Source organism: Kingella bonacorsii (assembly GCF_016623605.1).
In the GTDB taxonomy this organism is placed as follows: domain Bacteria; phylum Pseudomonadota; class Gammaproteobacteria; order Burkholderiales; family Neisseriaceae; genus Kingella_B; species Kingella_B oralis.
In genome coordinates, this window is sequence record NZ_JAEHNZ010000003.1 from 23,764 (window position 1) to 40,485 (window position 16,722).

General features: G+C 54.7%; 24 protein-coding genes. 8 read left to right on the plus strand and 16 right to left on the minus strand.

Going from position 1 to position 16,722, the window contains the following annotated elements; genetic code table 11:
* Positions 1–4 precede the first annotated feature (4 nt).
* Entirely contained in the window at positions 5–1,027 is a 1,023-nt protein-coding gene (locus JDW22_RS08980; protein ID WP_200522776.1) for a hypothetical protein, read from the plus strand.
* Positions 1,028–1,140: 113 nt separating this feature from the next.
* Here JDW22_RS08980 and JDW22_RS13940 read toward each other — a convergent pair whose 3' ends face one another.
* Positions 1,141–1,275: a hypothetical protein gene (locus JDW22_RS13940; protein WP_268884225.1), complete on the minus strand. Its 135-nt coding sequence runs from the start codon at positions 1,273–1,275 to the stop codon at positions 1,141–1,143.
* A 12-nt stretch (positions 1,276–1,287) separates the two neighbouring features.
* On the opposite strand from JDW22_RS13940, the gene JDW22_RS08985 reads away from it, so the two are divergent.
* From JDW22_RS08985 to JDW22_RS09010, 6 genes are all read left to right on the plus strand, one after another.
* Positions 1,288–2,340, plus strand: a complete 1,053-nt coding sequence (locus tag JDW22_RS08985; protein ID WP_200522777.1) for a hypothetical protein — start codon at positions 1,288–1,290, stop codon at positions 2,338–2,340.
* Entirely contained in the window at positions 2,337–3,404 is a 1,068-nt protein-coding gene (locus JDW22_RS08990) for a hypothetical protein (protein WP_200522778.1), read from the plus strand. Before JDW22_RS08985 ends, JDW22_RS08990 begins: the two co-directional genes overlap by 4 nt.
* A complete protein-coding gene (locus JDW22_RS08995; RefSeq protein ID WP_200522779.1) occupies positions 3,401–4,447 on the plus strand; it encodes a hypothetical protein in 1,047 nt (348 codons plus the stop codon). The genes JDW22_RS08990 and JDW22_RS08995 overlap by 4 nt, the downstream gene beginning before the upstream one ends.
* 137 nt (positions 4,448–4,584) lie before the next feature.
* Positions 4,585–5,328: a 3-oxoacyl-ACP reductase FabG gene (gene fabG / locus JDW22_RS09000; RefSeq protein WP_200522780.1), complete on the plus strand. Its 744-nt coding sequence runs from the start codon at positions 4,585–4,587 to the stop codon at positions 5,326–5,328.
* Between the two features lie 156 nt (positions 5,329–5,484).
* Positions 5,485–5,913 (plus strand): rhodanese-like domain-containing protein, encoded by a 429-nt coding sequence (locus tag JDW22_RS09005; protein ID WP_200523026.1) that lies wholly within the window; start codon positions 5,485–5,487, stop codon positions 5,911–5,913.
* Positions 5,914–6,045: 132 nt separating this feature from the next.
* A complete protein-coding gene (locus tag JDW22_RS09010) occupies positions 6,046–6,414 on the plus strand; it encodes a hypothetical protein (RefSeq protein WP_235965357.1) in 369 nt (122 codons plus the stop codon).
* A gap of 141 nt (positions 6,415–6,555) precedes the next feature.
* Here JDW22_RS09010 and gltS read toward each other — a convergent pair whose 3' ends face one another.
* From gltS to JDW22_RS09035, 5 genes are all read right to left on the minus strand, one after another.
* Complete coding sequence (gene gltS / locus JDW22_RS09015; RefSeq protein WP_003796814.1) at positions 6,556–7,785, minus strand: sodium/glutamate symporter; 1,230 nt, start codon at positions 7,783–7,785, stop codon at positions 6,556–6,558.
* A 188-nt stretch (positions 7,786–7,973) separates the two neighbouring features.
* A complete protein-coding gene (locus tag JDW22_RS09020; RefSeq protein ID WP_003796816.1) occupies positions 7,974–8,120 on the minus strand; it encodes a hypothetical protein in 147 nt (48 codons plus the stop codon).
* A 16-nt stretch (positions 8,121–8,136) separates the two neighbouring features.
* Entirely contained in the window at positions 8,137–8,895 is a 759-nt protein-coding gene (gene gloB, locus JDW22_RS09025) for a hydroxyacylglutathione hydrolase (RefSeq protein ID WP_200522782.1), read from the minus strand.
* 17 nt (positions 8,896–8,912) lie between these two features.
* Positions 8,913–9,365 carry a macro domain-containing protein gene (locus JDW22_RS09030; protein ID WP_200522783.1) on the minus strand — a complete coding sequence of 151 codons (453 nt, stop codon included), beginning with the start codon at positions 9,363–9,365 and terminating at the stop codon, positions 8,913–8,915.
* 506 nt (positions 9,366–9,871) lie between these two features.
* Complete coding sequence (locus JDW22_RS09035; protein ID WP_200522784.1) at positions 9,872–10,411, minus strand: NUDIX hydrolase; 540 nt, start codon at positions 10,409–10,411, stop codon at positions 9,872–9,874.
* Positions 10,412–10,413: 2 nt separating this feature from the next.
* On the opposite strand from JDW22_RS09035, the gene JDW22_RS09040 reads away from it, so the two are divergent.
* Positions 10,414–10,722, plus strand: a complete 309-nt coding sequence (locus JDW22_RS09040) for a hypothetical protein (RefSeq protein ID WP_200522785.1) — start codon at positions 10,414–10,416, stop codon at positions 10,720–10,722.
* A gap of 92 nt (positions 10,723–10,814) precedes the next feature.
* Here the strand turns inward: JDW22_RS09040 and nagZ are convergent, their stop codons facing one another.
* The 10 genes from nagZ to JDW22_RS13945 form a co-directional block, all read right to left on the minus strand.
* A complete protein-coding gene (gene nagZ, locus JDW22_RS09045; RefSeq protein WP_200522786.1) occupies positions 10,815–11,894 on the minus strand; it encodes a beta-N-acetylhexosaminidase in 1,080 nt (359 codons plus the stop codon).
* A 305-nt stretch (positions 11,895–12,199) separates the two neighbouring features.
* Positions 12,200–12,979 (minus strand): TatD family hydrolase, encoded by a 780-nt coding sequence (locus JDW22_RS09050; RefSeq protein ID WP_200522787.1) that lies wholly within the window; start codon positions 12,977–12,979, stop codon positions 12,200–12,202.
* Positions 12,980–13,052: 73 nt separating this feature from the next.
* On the minus strand, positions 13,053–13,205 hold the full coding sequence (locus JDW22_RS09055) for a hypothetical protein (protein ID WP_200522788.1): 153 nt from the start codon (positions 13,203–13,205) through the stop codon (positions 13,053–13,055).
* A gap of 20 nt (positions 13,206–13,225) precedes the next feature.
* Entirely contained in the window at positions 13,226–13,618 is a 393-nt protein-coding gene (locus tag JDW22_RS09060) for a PilZ domain-containing protein (protein WP_200522789.1), read from the minus strand.
* Positions 13,619–13,636: 18 nt separating this feature from the next.
* Entirely contained in the window at positions 13,637–14,617 is a 981-nt protein-coding gene (gene holB, locus JDW22_RS09065; RefSeq protein ID WP_200522790.1) for a DNA polymerase III subunit delta', read from the minus strand.
* A gap of 12 nt (positions 14,618–14,629) precedes the next feature.
* Complete coding sequence (locus tag JDW22_RS09070; protein ID WP_200522791.1) at positions 14,630–15,136, minus strand: DUF1841 family protein; 507 nt, start codon at positions 15,134–15,136, stop codon at positions 14,630–14,632.
* Positions 15,137–15,490: 354 nt separating this feature from the next.
* A complete protein-coding gene (locus JDW22_RS09075; RefSeq protein ID WP_200522792.1) occupies positions 15,491–15,739 on the minus strand; it encodes a DUF4240 domain-containing protein in 249 nt (82 codons plus the stop codon).
* A complete protein-coding gene (locus JDW22_RS09080) occupies positions 15,700–16,071 on the minus strand; it encodes a DUF4240 domain-containing protein (RefSeq protein WP_200522793.1) in 372 nt (123 codons plus the stop codon). Before JDW22_RS09080 ends, JDW22_RS09075 begins: the two co-directional genes overlap by 40 nt.
* Before the next feature lie 77 nt (positions 16,072–16,148).
* Positions 16,149–16,379 (minus strand): hypothetical protein, encoded by a 231-nt coding sequence (locus JDW22_RS09085; protein ID WP_200522794.1) that lies wholly within the window; start codon positions 16,377–16,379, stop codon positions 16,149–16,151.
* 3 nt (positions 16,380–16,382) lie between these two features.
* Entirely contained in the window at positions 16,383–16,505 is a 123-nt protein-coding gene (locus JDW22_RS13945; RefSeq protein ID WP_268884227.1) for a hypothetical protein, read from the minus strand.
* Between the last annotated feature and the right edge of the window lie 217 nt (positions 16,506–16,722).

A 16,722-nucleotide genomic window follows, 5' to 3' on the forward strand; every position in this document is an offset into this window, starting at 1 on the left:
AATCATGAATACGCCCACCCAGCCCACCCTATTCCTCGGCATGATAAACGACGCAGGCATCGCCAAAATCGTCGCCCAATGCCTTGCCTACCACGGCTTCACCGTGATTGACCACTCGCTAGACACCCTAACCTTCCGCTATCCCAACCTATTAGCAAGGCTGCGCGTGCAAGCGCAAAAACTGCTCGGCAACCCACACGCCAAACGCGACTACATCATCGCGCAAAAACAACACCAAATCGCCGCCCTCCTCGCCCAATACCCCCGCTACGACCACGCCCTATTCATCCGCTCCGATATCTACCCCGAACACTTCCTGCGCCAAGTCAAACAAAAAAGCCGCCAAATGGTGAACTACCAATGGGACGGCATGGCACGCTTTGCCGCCGCGCAAAGCCAAATCGCCCTATTTGACCGCTTCTACGCCTTTGACCCCAACGACATCGCGCAAAACCCGCAGCTTCTCCCCGCCACCAGCTTCTATTTTGACCACCTGCCCCCCGCGCAAACCAGCAGCCCAAACATCTACTTTCTCGGCGCGCACCGCCAAGACCGCATCGCCCCCATCGTCCGATTCTGCCAACACGCCCAACAAGCAGGCTGGCCACTCAACTTCCAAATCGCCCGCGACGGCGCGCAAAACATAGAACAACACTACCCCGTGAACAACATCCAATTCCACAACGGCATCAGCTACCAACAAAACCTAGACTACGCCCGCAGCAGCCGCATCCTCGCCGACTTCGTCATCAGCACCCATAAAGGGCTGTCGCTGCGCACCTTTGAAGCCATCGGCTACCGCAAAAAACTCATCACCACCAACGCCGAAGTGAAAAAATACGACTTCTACCACCCCAGCAACATTTTTATCTGGGACGGCGAAACGCTTGACGGCTTGGACGAATTCATCGCTAGCCCCTACCAAGAAATAGACCCCGCCATCCGCGAAAAATACAGCTTCGGCAACTGGATACGCTATGTGTTAAATATCCGCCCCCACCAACCCATCACCCTGCCCCAGCCCTAAAAGGCAGCCTGAAAACAAGTAACACGAACTCCAATAACACTAAACCCCAAAGGCAGCCTGAAAACGGAATAGTGGCAGCTCGCCGCCAAATGGCTGATTAAACCAAGCATTGCTTACTGGTTTACCAATATGTCGGCGAGCCGCCGACGCTCCATCAGTTGCAGATTTTGCAAAGGTTTCAGCCTAAAACATGAAAGGCAGCCTGAAAACACAGAGGCAGCCTGAAAACCCAATTCAACAAACCCCATCCCCCAAACACCATGCAAGCCAAAAAAACCGTCCTCCTCGCCATGCCCCCCATCTTCAACATCTACCAAGTCATCGCCGAAAACCTACGCTACCACGGCTTTGAAGTCGTTGAATTCATCTACGAAGAACAAAAATTCGTTTACACCAGCCTCTGGCAGCGTCTCAAAAAACTCTTCTATCGCAACCTACTGCGCCAACGTGAATACAAAAAAGAGCAACTGTTCAAGCCCTATCTGCCTGAGTTTCAACAAAAACTTGACCGCATCCAAGGGCAAGCCGACTACTGCTTTATGATTTGGCCCGGCGTATTCCCCAGCAGCTTCATGCAAACCCTGCGCGACAAAAGCCGCCTGATGGTGCACTACAACTGGGAAACCCTAGAATTCCTAGAACACGAATTCTACAAAATCTGCTATTTTGACAAATTCATGTTTTTTGACCCCTACGACATCGGCAAACGACCCGAATACGCCGAAAAACTCATCCCCATCACCAGCTTCTACTTTGACTGCCTGCCCGAAAACCACGAAAACAACCACAGCCTGTTTTTCATCGGCACCCACCACAAAGAGCGCGTTGCCGACATCCGCGCCTTTTACCAAGCCGCCAAACAGCTCAATTTGCCCATCGATTTCCGCATCGCCGCCAAAGATTTGGACCAAGCCCGTGCCGAACTGGAGCTAACTGATATACAATACTTTCCCTATCAAGATGCCCTGCCCTACCGCGAAAACCTGTTGCTCACGCAAAAAGCGGGCGTGCTGGTGGATTTTCTCCACACCAAACACCACGGGTTGTCGCTACGCATCTTCGAAGCCATCGGCTTTGAGAAAAAACTCATCACCACCAACCCCACCGTCGTCCGCTACGACTTCTACCACCCCGATAACATCCTCGTCTGGACGGGCGACAACCACGCAGAACTGATAGAATTCCTAAAAAAACCTTATTTCAGGCTGCCCGGACACATCAAACACAAATACAGCTTTGAAAACTGGATAAGCTACGTTTTCAACATAGAACCCAACACGCCAATCACCCTACCAAATCTCGCCAAACAATGACCACGCTATTTCTCGCCATGCCCACCACCAACGGCATCTACAAACTCATCGTCCAACACCTAGAAGCGCACGGCTTCACCGTGTGCGATTTAAGTTTTGCCGACAACAACGACATCTTCCGCCGCCCCACCCTCGCCGAAAAAATCCGCATCAAATACCGCAAAAAAATCCTTGGCGACAAAGAAGCCAAACTCCACGTTATCAGTGCCAACAACCTCAAACAAATTGAACACGACAAACAAGCCATCATCCAAATCATCCAACAAAACCACGCCGAACACGCCCTATTTATTCGCGGCGACATCTATGACGAAGCCATGCTGCAACTTATCCGCAGCAAAACACGCGGCAAAATGATTAACTACCAATGGGACGGGCTGGAACGCTTTGGCGAAATCCTCAACAAACTGCATCATTTTGACACCAACTACGTCTTCGACCCCGCCGATGTGGGCGAACATAACGGCTTAACTACACTACCCGCCACCAATTTCTGGTTTGACCGCATGCCCGAAGCCGGTGAAATCCAATCCGACGTTTATTTCACCGGCATGCACTGGCCGGGTCTAAACCGCAACGCCCCGCTCGCGCGCTTCGCCCAATATGCCGAAGCCAAAGGGCTGAAAACCGACTTCGCCATTTACCACATCCACGACGGCGGCATCGCCAACCACAGCACGCTCTACCCCCATCCCTTTATCCGTCCCATGCGCCAAAGCAAAAATTTCCGCGAAAACCTATTCGGCGCGATGCACAGCCGCATCCTGCTGGACTTCAAAAACCCCGACCACAAAGGCATGTCGTTTCGCCCGTTTGAAGCGCTGGGCTACCGCAAAAAACTCATCACCACCAACCCCGAAACCGCCAAATACGACTTCTACCACCCCAACAACATCTTTATCTGGGACGGCGAAACGTTTGACGGCTTAGACGAATTCATCGCCGCGCCCTATCAGGAAATCAACCCCGCCATCCGCGAAAAATACAGCTTCGGCAACTGGATACGCTATATGCTGGATATTGAACCGCATCAGAAAATCACCCTTCCCAACAGCAAACCATGAATACAAAACCCAAAATTATTCTCGCCATGCCGGCCGATGTAGAAATTTATCGCTTGGTGGAACGCAACCTTGCGCATTATGGCTTTGAAGTCATCTATTTAAATTTAGCCCGGCAAAGCGGCAAGTTCCGTTATCCCTCGCTATGGATGCGGTTAAAAGCCAAATTTCACAAAATTATCTTGCGCGATAAAAATCGTTTTAAAGAACAATTAAAACAGCAAGTTTTCAAAGCCAATTTTTTAAACTACATTCGCGATATAGGCAAAGTTGATTACGCACTGTTTATCCGTGCCGATTTGTACGACCAAGACACAATAGAAGCGGTAAAAAATAACGTGCAAAAAAGCATGGTCGCCTACCAATGGGACGGCATGGAGCGTTTTCCCGCCATTTGGCAGCGCACCGAATTTTTTGACCGCTTTTTTGTGTTTGACACCGCCGATTGGCAAAACACCCCCCACTTTTTGCCCACCACCAATTTCTATTTTGATTGCCTAGCCTTTCCGCCCAACGAGCCGCAATACGATTGCTATTTTGTGGGCGCACATTCAGCCGAGCGCGTGGCAATGATTACCCATTTTGTGAATTTTGCGGAACAGAACGGCTTGAAATTGGATTTCAGCATTGCGCCCACATCGCATCAAGAAAAAGAACAGTTTCGTGAACATTATCCCAGCCCATCCATCAAGCTGTTGGCAATCGGGAAAACATTTTTAGAAAATTTAACGGCATTGCAAGATAGCCGCATGGTGTTGGATTTCTTAAACCCCATTCACAACGGCTTATCGTTTCGCCCGTTTGAAGCGATGATTTATCGCAAAAAGCTGATTACCACCAATCCCAAAATCAAGCTGTATGATTTTTATCGCCCCGAGAATATTTTTGTGTGGGACGGCATGCATTTTGATGACATGCTGGAATGGATGCAGCAACCGTATCAGCCGTTGCCCGACGATATTGTGCAAAAATACAGCTTCGGCAACTGGATACACTATATGCTGGATATTGAACCGCATCAGAAAATCACGCTGCCCAAGCCATAATAGCAAGCAAATCCAAATAGGCAGCCTGAAACCCTTGTTTGCACCTTTTCAATGGTGCAGAAACCTATTTTAGTTTCGCAACTCCGCTTCGCGACACAGGCTGCCTCCGTTTTCCAACCAACCATAAGGACTTCCCCATGACTACATCACTTGCAGGAAAAATCGCCCTCGTAACAGGCGCGTCGCGCGGCATCGGCGCGGCGATTGCCGACACCCTCGCCCAAGCAGGTGCCACCGTTATCGGCACCGCCACCAGCGAAAGCGGCGCAAGCGCCATTGCCCAACGCCTCGCCCCGTGGAACGGCACAGGGCGCACGCTCAACGCCGCCACGCCCGACAGCGTGGAAGCGCTGATTGCCGACGTGGAAAAAGAATTCGGCAAACTGGATATTTTGGTGAACAACGCGGGCATCACGCGCGACAACCTGTTGATGCGCATGAAAGAAGAAGAATGGGACGAGATTATGAACGTGAACCTCAAATCCGTTTATCGCGCGTCCAAAGCCGTGTTGCGCGGCATGATGAAACAACGCGCGGGGCGCATCATCACCATCACCTCCGTGGTCGGCACGATGGGCAACGCGGGGCAAACCAACTACGCCGCCGCCAAAGCCGCCCTGCAAGGGTTTAGCAAATCGCTGGCGCGCGAAGTGGGCAGCCGTGGCATCACGGTAAACTGCGTTGCCCCTGGCTTTATTGACACCGACATGACCCGCGCCCTGCCCGAAGAAACGCGCAAGGCGTTTGAAGCGCAAACCGCGCTCGGCTGCTTTGGCACGCCGCAAGACATCGCCGATGCCGTGCTGTTTTTGGCTTCCGACCAAGCGCGTTACATCACAGGGCAAACACTGCACGTAAACGGCGGGATGCTGATGCCTTAATAACGCCATGATTTGAGACAAAAAAGCTAATCATTGCCCCAGCGCATCTCTACAATGCCCACCGTTTTCAGGCTGCCTTTGGCTAACCCAATAGGCAGCCTGAAAATCCTATTCCCGCCATCTGCGCGGGTTTATCCCACTTTTTAACCGAAAGGAATTGCCATGAAAAAACTGCTCAACCTTGCGCTGATTGCCGCCGCCATCGCTGCACCCCTCGCCAGCCAAGCCGCGCCTGCCAAAAAAGCTGCCCACGCCAAAAAAGCCGCGCCGATGAAAAAAGCCACTGCCGCCGCAACGGCCGCCACCGCCGCGCAGCAACCCGCCCGCGCCCAAGGCGTGTGGATTGACGTGCGCTCGCCCGAAGAATTTAACGAAGGACATTTGCAAGGCGCGGTGAATGTGCCACACGAGCAAATCGCCAGCCAAATTGCCCGCATCAGCCCCGACAAAAACGCCCCTGTAAACCTGTATTGCCGCTCGGGGCGACGCGCCGAAGTTGCGTTGCAAGAGTTGAAAAAATTGGGCTACACCAACGTAACCAACCACGGCGGTTATCAAGATTTGCTGAACAAAGGCGTGAAATAAGCCACGCGATAGAGGCAGCCTTGCCCCTTTGTCCAAATCTTGGATTTGGAAACAAAGGGGTATGCCGCAGCGCAACGCGCAAGGTAGAAAATGCTTACACTCGTTTTCAGGCTGCCCACACAAGGAACAACCATGCTAAACAAAATCACCACCGCTGCCCTGCTCGCGGGCGCGCTGTCTGCCTGCCACTCCGCGCCCATGGTGGGCAACGATGCCGATGCGCACGGCTGCCGCGCCAGCGCGGGCGAAACCTTTTCGCGGTTGCAACAGCGTTGCGTGCGCGTGTTTGATGTGGCGGATATTCGTTTGCCCGACCCCGAAAACGCCACCTTGGCGGTGTATGCTATTGTGTCGGGCGACCGCCAAACGGCGGAATTGTTTTGGGCGAAGCTGCCGCAGCCGATTCTGATGGATGCGGCAAAAGGCGGCTATGTGTCCCGAGACGGCAAGATTTGGCTGATTCACCATCTGGATAACCAATGGCTGCTGCGGCAAAGATAGCCCGCTGCACACAACGCCCCACAAGATTTCAGGCTGCCTTAACGCGATGTAGGGCAGCCTGAAATCTTGGTAGGTTGATTAAAATATTTTCAGGCTGCCTCATCCTACGCGGTTGAGGCAGCCTGAAACGCAGTGCACGGATTAGCCGAAGAACGCCATCATGCGGTCTAGGATGGCGGCGTTAATCAAGTCGATGAAGAACGCGCCCACCAGCGGCACAATCAAAAACGCTTTGTGCGACGGGCCAAACGTGCCCGTTACCGACTGCATGTTGGCAACGGCGGTGGGCGTTGCGCCCAGCCCGAAGCCGCAATGCCCTGCGGCCAGAATGGCGGCATCGTAGTCTTTGCCCATAAAGCGGAAGGTTACGAAGTAGGCATAGAAAATCATCACCACGGTTTGCACCAGCAGGATAATCATCATCGGGCCTGCCATGCCCGCCAGCTGCCAGAGCTTCATGCTCATCAACGCCATGGCAAGGAACAAGCTCAGCGAAGCGTTGCCGAATACATCGATAGCGCGGTCAAACATATTGAAGCGGAAAATGCCGGTAAGCGCGTTGCGCAGAATCACGCCAAAGCCCAATGCCCACACAAATTGCGGCAGTTTGAAATCGGGGGCGACTTCTTTCATGTAGCCCACCATAAACGATGAGAACGCAAGGCAGGCGGCGAACAACGCCATCGTTTCCACGGCGGATTCGGCGGTAATCAGGCGACGGCGATGGGCTTTTTCAAAGGTTTTGTCGTCGTAGCTGTCGCTGCTGTTGTCGTCATCGCTGGTTTCGGCAATCGGCTGGCGGCCCATTTTGTTCACCAAGCGACGGGCAACGGGGCCGCCAATCAATCCACCCGACACCAAGCCGTAAGTGGCGGAAACCATTGCCATTTCTACCGCGCCTTGGATGCCGTATTTGGTGGCAAGCGTATCGCCGTAGGCTGCGCCTGTGCCGTGTCCGCCTGTGAGCGTAATCGAGCCTGTAATCAAGCCGATGAGCGGGTTTTGCCCCAGCGCGGTTGCCAAGCCGATGCCAACGAAGTTTTGCACCAGAATAAAGATGCTCACGATAATCAGAAAGGCAACCAGCGGGAAACCGCCTTGTTTGAGGCGGGAAAAGTCGGCGGATAAGCCGATGGACGAGAAAAACACCAGCATAAAGGTGGATTGTAATGATGCTTCAAAAGTGAAGGTGACGCCGGTGGTGTAATACAAGGTGGTAAACACAGCGGCCACCAGCAGACCGCCGACCACGGGGGCTGGGATATTGAAGTCTCTGAAAAATTTAACTTTTTGTACGATTAAACGCCCTATCAGCAACACGATGGTGGCGGCGATTAGAGTGTAATAAGCGTTGAGTTGGATGGGTTCCATAATGCTCCCTCTTATTATATGTGGTTGGACGCTGCGTTTTGGCGGCGCTTAGGCAGCCTGAAACGCATAGGAAAGGCGAAATAATAGGCGGTTTGTTAAAATTTGTCAAAATATGCGAAGAATGGTTTATTGCGAGGCTTGTTTGATTACGCCGTGCGGGGGCTAAATTTTAGCGTTTTGTTCTTTGATTACAGGACGGCAAAGCGAAATTTGATGAAATCGGCGGGATTTTTGGTTGAAAAACGCTGTTTCGCGCGGATAAGGGCAGCCTGAAAACGCAAGGCGGCGGTGTTCTTATGATGGGTTTGCTTTTCAGGCTGCCGCAGCAAACGCACCCTATTTTGCTGCGTTTTAAAACCGGTTTTTGAGTTCGCGCAGGGCAACGAAATAATCTTCGTCGCTGTCGTATGTTTGCTGAGTAAGCTGGCGGATGCGTTGTTGCACGGCGGGCAGGTGCACGCGCAAAAAGGGATTGATTTGCTTTTCGTGAGCGAGGGTTACGGGCAGGCTGGGGATGGTTTGGGCGCGTTGTTGCGCGGCGAGGATATGGGGATTGTCGGGTTCTATGTGGGCGGCGAAGCGTAGGTTGGCGGCGGTGTATTCGTGCGCGGGGTAGAGTTGGGTGGCATCAGGCAGCCTGAAAATGCGTTGCAGGCTGTGGTACAGCCATTGCGGGCGGCTGTCGGGGAACACGCGCCCGCAGCCTGCGGAAAACAGGGTGTCGCCGGTGAACAGGTGTTGGTTGTTGAGCAGATAGCAGCGGTGGCGGGCGGTGTGCCCTGCGGTGTGCCACACGGTGGCGCGGTGGTTTTGCCATGCGATGCTGTCGCCCTCGCGCACAATGTGGGTGGCTTGAGGGATGTCTTCCGCGCCGTAAACAAGGCAGCCTGAAAAGTGTTGTTTCAGCTCGGCGATGCCTGCGGTGTGGTCGCCGTGGGCGTGGGTTATCCAGATTTGGGCAAGGGTTAAGCCGTGCGCGTGCAGATAATCCAGCACGGGGGCGGCTTCGCCGGGGTCGATGCAGACGGCTTGGTCGTGTTGCCGGATGAGCCAGATGTAGTTGTCGGTGTAGGCGGGAATGGGTGTAATGGTTGGGGTGATGGTGAGCATGGTGGGATTGGAATGGGCTAAGGTTCGTATATGACTAGGGTATGCTGTTCGCCTGCTAGTTCTTCGTCGATGATTGGGGCGATGGTTGCCCAGTCGCCGCGCGCCAAGCCTGCGCCGATTTTGGGATAACCGATGCGCTTGCCTGCAAATTGTGCTTTCACTTGGCGCATGGCGGCGCGGATGGCGGCATAGTCTGCCAGCACGCCGCTGCCGCACCAGTTGTCTTGCGTGTAGGCGTTCACAATTATCAGCTCGCGCCCGTTGCAATCTACCGTTGCGCTGCTGATTTGCCCGAGTTTGCTTGCGCCTTTGGACGTGGCGCAATCGGCGGCGTAGGCGGCGGGGAAGTGGGTTTTGATTTGCTTGGCGATGCCTGCGCCCATGGTGTGTTGGCAGTTGCAGCCGTGGATGATGACATCAAATTCGCCTGCGAGGGCAAGGGCGATTAGGTCGCCTGAACGGGTTTGCATGGTGGGGCTCCTTGGGGAGGCAGCCTGAAAATGGGGGTAGAGGTTTCAGGCTGCCTTTGCGGTGGGCAAAGTGGGTTGGCGGGGGGCTTTGCTGATGTTTTTTGCGTGGTTTATGGAATGGGATTGGACGATGAGCCGTTGCGCTATTTGGGCGGTGTTCAATGACGTTTAAGGCTGAAATCTTTGCAAAATCTATGCCCGATGGGGCGTTGGCGGTTTGCCGATGTTGCTGACTAGTGAAAGCCCTGTTGAATCCGCTATTTGGCGACGAACCGTCGCTGCTCCATTTTGAGTTTCAGGCTGCCTCTATTTAACAGCGTAGGTGTGATGGGGGGCACTACGCATCATTAAACATGGCTGCGGGCGGGCATTGCGCCTATGTTGAGGCAGTCTGAAACGTTGTTTAGCGCGGTTAAAAGGATTGATCGCTGCGCCATACTATTCGCCACGCCAAACGGTGTTTTCAGGCTGCCTCTATTCCACCCATGCGCGGCGCGGCGGGCGTGTTATTCCGCTTCGTTCAACAGCCAATATTGCAAGGCAATCAAAGTTTTGCCGTCTTTAAACGCGCCCTCGGCGAGCAGGCTGCGGATTTGCGCGCGGCTGTAAAGCTCGGTTTCCACCAGTTCGTCTTCGTCGGGTTGCAGGCTGCTGGTGGGCGTGATGTTGCGGGCGCGGTAGAGGTGCAGCACTTCGTCGCAGAAGCCAGGTGCGCTGAAAAAGTCTAGGATTTTTTCCACGCGCTCGGCGGTGTAAGGGGTTTCTTCGCCCAGTTCGCGCAGGGCGCACGCGGCGGGGTCTTCGCCTTCGTCCAGCTTGCCGGCGGGGATTTCCAGCGTGACTTGGTTGGCGGCGTATCGCCATTGGCGCACGAGCACCACGCGGTTATCGGGCGTAGTGGCGAGAATGCAGGCGGCACCGGGGTGGCGCACAACGATGCGGGTGTGCACGTTGCCGTTGGGCAGCCGCACTTGGTCGCGGTTGATTTTGAGGAAGCTGCTGTGGTCAATCGGGATGCTGCTGATGGGGGTTTCGGTGAGGTTCATGGTTGTTCCTTTGGGGTGATTGGGGCAGCCTGAAATGCTGGGGCTGTGGGGCGTGGGTGTGGCGGCAAGACGCCACGTTCTGTTTGCGGCTGACAAGGCAGCCTGAAATCTTTGCAAAACGCACAACCGATGGAGCGTCGGCAGCCCGCCGACATTTTTTAATCAATCAAGTCCTGTCGGATAAAGCATTTGGCGACGAGCCATTGCCGCTGCATTTTGGATTTCAGGCTGCCTCAGGGCTTGCGCAAAGGTGGCAGCCTGAAAACGTTTCAGCAAACAACATCAATAGGCACGCTATTGAACGTTGCTAAACGGTGCGTGAACAAGTTTACACGCCCTACTATTGAGGCAGCCTGAAAACGGTATGACCGTAACCAAAAGGCAGCCTGAAATCAGATTGAGCTTAACACGCCTCACCCACTTGCACGCCGCTAGCGATGTCTTGCGGCGTGGCAAGTTGGGTGGCGAGCCGTTGGGCAGCCTGAAACTCGGCGGTTTGCATCGTGGCTTGGGCTTGCTCGGGCGTTTGGCTGGCGGCCATGTTTTGCCAACGCGCGGCAAGGTGGGGATTTTCAGGCTGCGTGAAGTCGGCGCGTAGCTCGTCCACTAAATCGGGGCGGTTGCACACAAGGGCGATGTCGCAGCCTGCGGCAAAGGCGAGTTGGCAGCGTTGGCTAATGCTGCCCGCGCTGACTGCGCCTTCCATCGTCATGTCGTCGGAGAAAATCACGCCGTTAAAGCCCAGTTGGCGGCGTAGCACGGTTTGCAGCCAATGCGCGGAGAAGCCTGCGGGCTGGGGGTCTATATTTTGATAGACAACGTGGGCGGGCATCACGGCTGCCATGCCTTGCGCGGCAAGGGCGGCAAAGGGGGCGAGGTCGGGTTGCAGCTGGGCCCATGTGCGGCTGTCGCGCGGCAGCGTGAGGTGGCTGTCGCCTGATACGAAGCCGTGGCCGGGGAAATGTTTGCCGCAGGTTTTCATGCCGCCGCGGTTTAAGCCGCGTTGCAGCGCGAGGGCAAGGGCGGTAACGATTTCAGGCTGCCTATGCAGGCTGCGGTTGCCAATCACGGGGCAGCGTTCCCAATCCAAATCCAGCACGGGGGTAAACGATAAATCTATGCCGGAGGCGACAAGTTCGGTGGCGAGTACCCAGCCGATTTGCTCGGCGGCAGCTTGGGCGGCGGCGGGGCTTTGCGCGTCCCACATCTCGCCGAGGGTGCGCATGGCGGGCAGGCGGGTGAAGCCTTGGATAAAGCGTTGCACGCGCCCGCCTTCGTGGTCCACGGCGATAATCAGCTCGGGCTGGCGCAGGGCTTTGATTTGGCGGCACAGCTCGGCGAGCTGGCTGGGGTTTTGGTAATTGCGGCGAAATAGGATGATGCCGCCGATGGCGGGGTCTAGCAGGCGTTGGCGGTCGTCGTCGCTGAGCGTGTGGGCGGCGATGTCTGCCATGATGGCGCCGCGGGGGAGGTGTGGGGGCATGGGTGGGGCTTTCGGCTAGGGTTTTTCGGATAGATTTTTGCGGCGGAGGGGCGGGGGGCGGTTTTCAGGCTGCCTGAATGGGCGTTTATGGCGGGCATTGGGCGCTTGGTTGATTTTGGCAACTGCGTTTTAGGGTGCCTTTTAGCGCAACGTAAAAGGCAGCCTGAAACCCAGTTCAACGCAATCAAACCAATCAAGCAGCGTCGGCTTGTTTTGCCGACGGGGGCGTTGAACAGGTTGCACGCCTAGCCCAAAACTGTCGGCGAGCCGCCGCTGCTCCGTTGTTAGCCGCGCCAGCCGCCGTTTCAGGCTGCCTCAATCGGCTTCACTTTGCTGAACAAGCGATAAAAATTCGCCGTGGTTGCCGCTGCGATGTTTTCCAGCGTGTCGCCGCGCAGTTGGGCGAGAAATTCGGCGGTGTGGCGCACATAGGCGGGCTGGTTTTGCTTGCCGCGATAGGGCACAGGCGCAAGATAGGGCGAATCGGTTTCCACCAAAATGCGATCCAGCGGGCAATATTGCGCGGCAGCTTGGATAGCTTTGGCGTTCTTAAACGTGAGTATGCCCGAAAACGAAATGTAGCCGCCCATATCCAGCACGGCTTGGGCAAAGGCGGTGTCTTCGGTAAAACAATGAATCAGGATTTTTTCGGCTTGCGTCTCGCGCAGAATGCGCAGCGTGTCGGCGGCGGCATCGCGCGTGTGCACAATCAGCGGCACTTGCGCGCGCTTGGCCGCCTGAATATGGGTGATAAAACGGTTGTGCTGCCACGCCAAATCGCCGCTGCACCAGTGGTAGTCCAGCCCCGTTTCGCCGATGCCGACCACTTTGGGATGCGTGGCGTGTTGCATCAATTCGTCTTCGGAAAACTCGGCGGCGGTTTCGCTATCGGGATGCACGCCCACGCTGGCGTAGATGTTGTCGTGCGTCTCGGCAAGCGCGAACACTTCGGCAAAGGTTTCGCGGCTCACACTGATGGCAAGGGCTTGGGCAACTTGGTTTTGCGCCATGTTCGCCAACAGCTCGGGGATGCGGTCGGCAAAGTCAGGGAAATTGATGTGGCAATGGGAATCTATCAGGTGCATGGTGTTTGGAATGATGGGAAAGTTTGCGCTGCGCTGAACTGTTGGGGTTGAGGCAGCCTGAAAAGGGGGAAGCCTAGTGTTGGTAACCACAAGGCGCGGGCGGTTGGGCTACACCAGCGTGGTACGCGGCGCAACGCGTGTGCGGGCGGATAAAGCAGTAGGTTGAGGCAGCCTGAAACCATGTTGGCGCAATCCACATAATTTTCAGGCTGCCTATTGATTGCATGGGCAGCCTGAAAATCTGTTTTACATCGTATAAGTGGGGCGTTCGTTGTGCAGCAAGCCTGTTAATATGTTTTCAAACAAGGTTTTGGCTTTTAAGCCCGATTCGTCCGAGCCAAACGCCAAGCCCACGCCTTTGGGGCGACCGCTGCCGCTGGGGTTGGCGTTAATCCAGCAAACATTGGTTTTAATAAACAATTTTTCGGTTTTGGCGGGACCCACCAATTCCAACACCAGCAGCACTTCTTCACCCATGTGGAATTTATCATTGCTGGGTATAAACACGCCGCCGTATTCTAGAAACGACATATAGCTGGCGTAGATAATGGGTTTACTTTCCAAGCGCAGTTGCAGTATGCGCCCCGGCGCGCCTTGCGTTGCGGCGGGTTGGATAGAGGGTTGTGGAGCTGAACTCATGGTATTTCCTTAATCTGATTAACTTTTTTTGAGCGTGGCGGCAAGATAGTCGCACAGCAAAAATTCGGCTTGCATTTTAACATTTAAACTATGATAACCGTAAGGGTGCAGGCGTTTGACGCTGCCTGAAAGGGCGAAAAGTGTGGCGGGATTGGTTTTGGCGGCGATTTGCGCGATGGGCGTTTTGTGTTGCGGATAATACAGCGGCGCGATGTTTTGCTGCGCCAGCGCAAGGTCTATCAGCCATTTTTGCAGCCAATCCAGCAAAAAAGCGAGCGGAAACTTGTGTTTGTCGTATTCTGCGGCGTAGTCCAAAATCGCTAGCAGGCGCGGCGCGGCAAGCAGTGCAAGCAATTTTTGCCGCAGCGCGTCTTGCTCGGGCGCGTGGGCAAACAACGGCGCGCCGCTATGAAACGCCAACAGGTTTTCAGGCTGCTCAATCTGTTGCCCGCGCAAATAATCCAGCGCCACTTCTTGGCCGGGCGCGGGCAGCAGCATTTGGCGACAACGGCTTTTGATGGTGGGCAACAGTTGGTCGCGGTTGTGGGTAACCAGCAGGAAAATCACCGCTTCGGGCGGCTCTTCTAGCATTTTGAGCAGCGCGTTTGCTGCTTGGATATTCATGCTTTCGGCGGGGTTAATCAGCACCACGCGCCGTCCGCCGCGGATGGACGATTGCGTGAGCGGCTCCAAAATGGCGCGCACGGCGTCAATCTTGATTTGCAACAGCTTGCGGCTGCCTGTGTCGTTTTCAGGCTGCTCGGGTTGCAGAGCGTAAAAATCGGGGTGCGTGCCTTGCAAAAACAGGTGGCAAGACGGGCATTGCCCGCACGCTTGGTGCTGCTCGCGGGGCGTTTCGCACAGCAGGGCTTGGGCGAAATGCCGTGCAAACGCAGTTTTGCCTGTGCCTGCTTTGCCGGTGAACAGCCATGCATTGGGCTGGTTTTGCCAATGCTGCGTGAGTTGTTGCCATGCGGTTTCGTGCCATGGGTAAATCATTTTCAGGCTGCCTTATGCTTTGCGCGCGGTGATTTGGTCAGACAGCGGCACTTCGTGCGGGTTGATGCGCGCGTTGTCTTCCTGCCCCAGATGCACCAGTTTTCGCAGTTTGGTCATATAGTTATTCACATCCAGCCCGCGGTTGAACCGCTGCGCTTCCCATAGCGTTTCCGCCAGCGCGTCCATCATTTCGTGCTCGGCGGCCACCCAGTTGTCGCGGTGTTTGGCGCACAGCGTTTCGTGTATGGCGCGTATGCCGAAGGGTTGGTCTATGCCGACTTGCTCTTGTATGGACAGGTGCATGGACAGGTGCAAAAAGGGATTGGTTTCGCCTTGCTCGGGTGTCCAGTTGTGGTCTAGGTATTGTTCAATGTTTTCAAGATAATGGGCGTATTCGGGGTGGGCTTCAATAATCCGCAGGGCTTTTTGTTGCAGCGCGTCCAGTTGCAGCGGGGCGAAGCGGTGTTGCCAAACGTGGGCGAAAAAGCGGCGCACGTCGTGGGTGTTTACGTTGTACATTTGTGTTTCCTTTTGATGAATGGGCGGCATTATAAAGGGTGTTGGGCGGTTTAGCTTTGCGGAAACTTGTAAACACGTTTTCAGGCTGAAACCTTTGCAAAACCTGTAACCGGTGGAGCGTCGGCGACTCGCCGACATTTTGAAAAATTAGTAATGCTATGTTTAATAAGCAATTTGGCGACGAGCTGTCGCAGCTCCATTTTAGGTTTCAGGCTGTTGTTGGGGGTTTTGCAAAGGTTTCAGGCTGCCTTAGGCGAAACGAATGCCGAAGGCAGCCTGAAAATAAAAAACCATGCGCCAAAACGCTTTTCAGGCTGCCCCAATCATTCAAGGCAGCCTGAAAATCCATTTAGACTAAAAACATTCATCGCCAAATTTGGCAAACAGTTTCGGGCAAATGCGTTTCATGCTTTCGGGGTCGTCGTCGCTCCATGCAAATTCAATTTCGGGATAGGTAAACGCATTATCCAAATATTCGCTCATTTCGCTGCCCGTTTTTTCTTCAAACGCTTCATGCGCCGCGTAGCCAAAGTCTTCAAATTCGTAGTAATCGCTGTCTGCGCTTACAAACGGATAATCCGCCAAGCTGTCGGGGTTCGCCAAGGCAGCCTGAAAAACCGCTTCGCCGCGCGCGATGCCAGCCAATAGCGGAAATAATCAAAGCCGTCGTCTGAGCAGCCGCCGTTCATCAAATACGCCGCGCACCACAAATCCTGTCGATACGAAGCAAAATGCAGTTGGTCAAAACGGTTTTCAAAGGCGATGATGTCTTGCCAATCCAAAGCCAGCAAGGCGGCTTTTAAGGCGGCAAACTGCGCCTCTTGCTGCTCGGCGATGTCGTCGCTTTCGGCTTGGGCAACGGCAAGCGATTGGCTGATGATTTGCCAGAAGCAGGCTTCGTCCATTAAATCGGCAACGGGGTAGAGTCGGCTCATTTTTTTGCTCCTTGAAGCGGGTTAAATTGTTGAGGCAGCCTGAAACCGCTGTTTTGCCGTTTCAGGCTGCCTCAATATCAGTCTTCGTCATCAGAATATTGGCTGGGGTCGTAAGGCTCAAACGGTATCTCGCCCTCGTCCTCAAACTGCACCAGCACGCCCGATTCAAACAGCCAAGCAATCGCCTCGCCCAACGTTGCACCCAAATCGTAAATATTTTCCTCCTCGCGCGGCAGCACATAATAGCGACCCTCAAACCAAATAATCTCGTCGCCGTCCCAAGTGTCTGCCACCACCACCGAGCGCAACACTTACTCCTTGGTGAGCACGTCTGCGCCGTCGTCCCAAAACCAATATTGCGTGATGCGTTCCAGCCATTCGGGCTGCTCTTTCATAATCTGCCCGGGCAGATAAACGCGCAGATACCCGCCCAAACCGCCCTGCCCATAGCGGGTAACTTATTCGCGGTAATCCGCTTCAAACTGCGTGTTCAACGCCGCTTCGCATTGCGCGATTTCGGCGGCGGTTGCCAAGAAAAGCTGGGGCTGCCCGTGTCGGTGTTGGGCGTGATGGGGTAATTGGCGATGCTCATGTTTTTGCTCCTTGTGTTGGGGTGATTGGGTTTAGGCAGCCTGAAACCGCCCTTCGGCA